At 57.2% G+C, this 4351-nt stretch carries 4 protein-coding genes and 1 pseudogene; 3 read left to right on the plus strand and 2 right to left on the minus strand.

Features of this window, described 5'->3' with window-relative positions; translation table 11 throughout:
- Positions 1–882: 1-aminocyclopropane-1-carboxylate deaminase (locus ACFFAR_RS25980; protein WP_375508719.1), on the minus strand; the 882-nt coding region annotated here is incomplete at its 3' end.
- A 159-nt stretch (positions 883–1041) separates the two neighbouring features.
- On the opposite strand from ACFFAR_RS25980, the gene ACFFAR_RS25985 reads away from it, so the two are divergent.
- Entirely contained in the window at positions 1042–1563 is a 522-nt protein-coding gene (locus ACFFAR_RS25985; protein ID WP_062001338.1) for an Lrp/AsnC family transcriptional regulator, read from the plus strand.
- 66 nt (positions 1564–1629) lie between these two features.
- The gene (locus ACFFAR_RS25990) at positions 1630–1959 is read left to right on the plus strand and encodes a pyrimidine/purine nucleoside phosphorylase (protein ID WP_174363379.1); all 330 of its coding nucleotides are present in this window, start codon (positions 1630–1632) and stop codon (positions 1957–1959) included.
- 56 nt (positions 1960–2015) lie between these two features.
- On the opposite strand, the pseudogene tssJ reads toward ACFFAR_RS25990, so the two are convergent.
- Positions 2016–2414: pseudogene (gene tssJ, locus ACFFAR_RS25995) on the minus strand (type VI secretion system lipoprotein TssJ); the annotation flags it as partial.
- A 331-nt stretch (positions 2415–2745) separates the two neighbouring features.
- On the opposite strand from tssJ, the gene ACFFAR_RS26000 reads away from it, so the two are divergent.
- Positions 2746–4351 (plus strand): type VI secretion system Vgr family protein (locus ACFFAR_RS26000; RefSeq protein ID WP_375508720.1); only part of this gene is annotated, 1606 nt, incomplete at its 3' end.

Genomic DNA, 4351 nt, shown 5'->3' on the forward strand with positions numbered 1-4351 from the left:
CCAGACCGGGTCGGTCAGCACGCCTTCCAGCTTTGCGCAAAGGCGGATTGCATCGAGCGTGCCTTCATTTGGCAGACCATATTCGGGGCCGCCGTAACGCTCGTCCAGCACGATATCGCTCGCTTTGATGTCCTGCCCGAGTTCAACCTGCTCCGCCGTTTGCCGCGCAATCCGGTGGATCTGCTCGCGGGTTTTCTCAGGTTTCGCCGATGCATCGATACCGATCACCCGATCCGCGCGTCCATCCGCTGCAAACCCCACCACCATGCCCGCTTGCGTGCTGCCCGTCACCGAGCACACCACGATGTAATCGAACTTGAAGCCAAGTTCCGCTTCCTGCTGCCGCACTTCCTCCGCAAAGCCGACGAATCCCAGCCCGCCAAGCGGATGATCCGAGCAGCCCGCAGGAATCGCGTAAGGTTTGCCGCCTGCTTGCCTGACGCTTTCCAGCGCGTCCTCCCAGCTCTTGCGGAAACCGATATCAAAGCCATCCGCCACGAGCCTGACATCGGCGCCCATGATCCGCGACATCTGGATATTACCGACACGGTCATACACCGCGTCCGAATAGTTGACCCAGTTCTCCTGCACGAGCACGCATTTCATGCCCAGATGCGCGGCGACGGCGGCGACCTGTCGCGTCTGGTTCGACTGAATTCCGCCGATGGACACCAGCGTATCGCAGCCCTGCGCAATCGCCTCGGGGATCAGATATTCGAGCTTGCGGGTTTTATTGCCGCCGAATGCCAGCCCGCTGTTGCAGTCCTCGCGCTTCGCATACAGCTCGACTTTCCCGCCCAGATGTTCCGATAAACGCTTGAGCGGCTGGATTGGCGTGGGGCCAAACGTCAGTGCATGCCGCGGAAATTTCTTCAGATTCATGTCTCGCTCCGGTGATCAGCCAGGTCGCCGCAACCATTTGCGTCGATACGAATATGGTAAAAAAATTCGCCGCGAGCCGTATTGCAAAGAAAAATGACTTATCGTTATTAGCGAGGTTTAATCTAGCTCTTGGCCTAATTAACGTGTGGATAATCGCCGATGAACGCAACAAAAGTTCGTGCTATATCGCGGGGAAGCGTCAAGACGCCTGATTCTCAAGGCGCCGAGGTCGATCGCGTTGACCGCGCTATCCTCCGGCAATTGCAGCGCGATGCTTCCATCTCCAACGTGGCGCTTGCCGCGAAGGTCAATCTCAGTGCGCCGGCGTGCTTGCGTCGCGTCGAAAGATTGAAGCAGGCGGGATTTATCAGCGGGATCGTTGCATTGCTTGCGCCAAAGAAACTCAACGCCGGCATGCTGGTGATGATTGGCGTGGTGCTGGATCGATCGACGCCCGAGTCCTTCGCCGCCTTCGAAAAGGCCGCGCAAAAAGTGTCGGGTTGCATGGAATGTCACGTCGTGACAGGCGAGTTCGATTACTTCATGCTTATCCGTACGCGCGACAGCGAGAGCTTCAACAAGCTGCATGCCGAGCAATTGCTTTATCTGCCGGGTGTGCGGCAGGTGCGCAGTTTCATGGTGCTCAAGGAGATCTTGTCGACGACGAGTTTTCCCGTTTGAATGGCGTGGCCACGCAGCCCGGTTAAAATGCCGCGGATACATCAACCGGAACAAGGGACTTCACGAATGGCATCGGACACGACCAATACGCAATACGACAACGCGTCGATCATCAAGCGCGCGAACATTTACTTCGATGGAAAATGCGTATCGCATACCGTCCTGCTTGGCGACGGAACGCGCAAGACGCTAGGGGTCATATTCCCCGCATCGCTGAAGTTCTCGACGCAAGCCGCCGAGCAAATCGATGTCAACGCCGGCCGTTGCCGCGTGCGAAATCCCGGCGAGGACCAATGGCGCGAGTACGGTCCGGGTGAATCGATCGCGGTGCCGGCTAATACCAGTTTCGATATTGAAGTGATCGAGACGCTGGATTACGTCTGCCACTATTTCTGATTTTTTGAGCGGCTGGACGGCGCTGAGAACGCCGTCTTGATTCGGCCCGTGAGATGCTAGTCGACTGGCCGCGTCCAGTCGTCAAGTGAAGAGGTAAGCTTTCCTGCTGGCTTCGGTACCGTGCCTTGTGCCGTCACGACCGTTTTAGTCGGCTGTGGGTCAAGCACAGGACGAGGTGTACTGCGCACCGTCGCCTGTTGCTTGACCGCCTGCGGCCCCTTGCCGATAAGCGCCATCGAACTGTCCTTCACCTCGATGCGAACAGGATCACTCTGCTTCCACTGCTTACGTGGCAGCACCATCCGCCAATTTGCTCGTTGACTGTCCTCCCGGAAGAACGCCACGATCGCAACGTACTCCGTATCGTCACTCATCGGTTCGCTGATGCTCGCGTTTGCGTTCGGCCGAAGCACGACGTCTGTTGTGGTCAAGAGGTCGGGTTTCAGCGCATTGCAATCGTTTTCAAAACCTTCTCTCTAGCTGCTTGACCGTTAGCAAATCTTCACGAGGTTCTTGCAGTTTTCTGCCGCACGACCCTCTTTTTCGGACCAGTCTTATATCGGAAATCCTTCTTCCTTGCTCATATCCCAAGGTTGATAGATTTCACCGAATTAAGAGGAGACGAGAAATGGAAATTCCCGATAGGTCTCATATAGGGCAGCTTATATTTACATCTGTCGTCGGCGAGAAAGTCTGCGATCTGGCGAAGTGCAACGGTAACGAATGCGGCTCGGCTGACGAGTTACTGTCGTCACCGTGGCGCGCTAATTTCGATCGAGCCGGTCTATGAAGCAAGCCCGCACGCTTGCCGTACGCGGCGCCGCACTACCCACGTTTCGCGATCAATCGATTTTCACCCCGGCGCGCATGTCCGGCATTGAAACCCTCGGCGAGTTATTCGAATACACGCTCGAACTCAAGACGGCCGATTCGCTGGCGTTCTCTCCCAGCCTCGCAGCAAACATCGATCTCGACGCGCTGATCGGCACCGAGATTACTTGCCTGATCGAGCTGGAAGGCAACGGACAATTCATTCCGGGCATGGTCGGCAACTCGGGGGCGGCGAACGTCGGTGAGGGCACCCGCGAGATATCCGGTCTGGTATCCAGCTCGCAAATATTGCGCGAAGAAGGCCGCTCTGTCGTTTATGGTCTGACGGTCGTTCCTTGGCTGTGGCTGGCGACCAAGAAAAAGGATAGCCGCCTGTTCCAGGATATGTCGGTGATCGACATCTCGGATGCAGTCTTGGGCGAGTATTCCTTTCCAGTCGAAAAACGTTTGATTGAGCGCTACCCAAAGCGCGACATTCAGCGTCAGCACTGGGAAAGCGATTTCATTTTCCTAGCTCGACTATGGCAGGAATGGGGCATCTACTTCTGGTTCGATCACAGCGACAGCAAGCATCGCCTCGTGCTGTGCGACTCGTGCGGTGCGCACCAACCGCACGGCGATGCCTACAAGACCATTCGCTATGAAGCGCCGACGGGCCAGCGCATCGACGAAGAACACATTCACGCGTTAAGCGTAATCAGCACGCTGACAACTGGCGCCGTCTCGAGCATCGACTACGACTACACTTGGCCGCGCGCCGATCTCACCTCGAAGCGCGAAGATCCGCGCGACACCGCCTTCGCGCGCCAGGAGCACTACGAGTGGGGCGACTATGCACAGCCGCAAGCAGGCGCGGCGGGACTGTCGGGCGAGCATAACCAGCCGGAAGAAGAAGCAAAGTTGCTGGCTTTAATCCGTGTACAGGCGCAGCGATGCCTTGGGCTGCGAGCAAGTGGTATCGGTAATATGCGCGGCCTTGTGACCGGTCAGACATTCACCCTGACGCACGCGCCACAAACCCAATCGAATCGCGAATATCTCGTTATTTCCAGCACGCTTGACATAGAAAACGTCGGCGAGGAAAGCTTACCCGGCGGGTCACCCGCAAATGGGCAGCGTTACAAGTGCGAAACGCATTTCATTATCCAGCCGAGCAACGAGGCGTTTCGCTTACAGCGCACGATCTTCAAACCGCGCACGCATGGGCCGGAAACGGCGATTGTTGTTGGCCCTGAAAATCAGGAAATCTGGACCGATGCCTATGGGCGCATCAAGGTTCAGTACTTGTGGGACCGGCTTGGACAAAGTAACGAGCGGTCAGGCTGCTGGATGCGGGTTTCGTCGCCGTGGCAGGGAAACCAGTTTGGCGCGCTTCATTTGCCGCGGATCGGGCAGGAAGTGATTGTCGATCACTTGCGGGGTGATCCGGATCTGCCGATCGTGACCGGGCGCGTGGTCAACGCGTTCCAGTTGCCGAACTGGAAACTGCCGGATAACCAGGCGTTATCGGGTTTCCGCAGTCGCGAGCTGGGCGGAGGACGCGCCAATCACCTGCTGATGG

It is taken from the genome of uncultured Caballeronia sp., assembly GCF_964243625.1.
Taxonomy (GTDB): Bacteria; Pseudomonadota; Gammaproteobacteria; order Burkholderiales; family Burkholderiaceae; genus Caballeronia.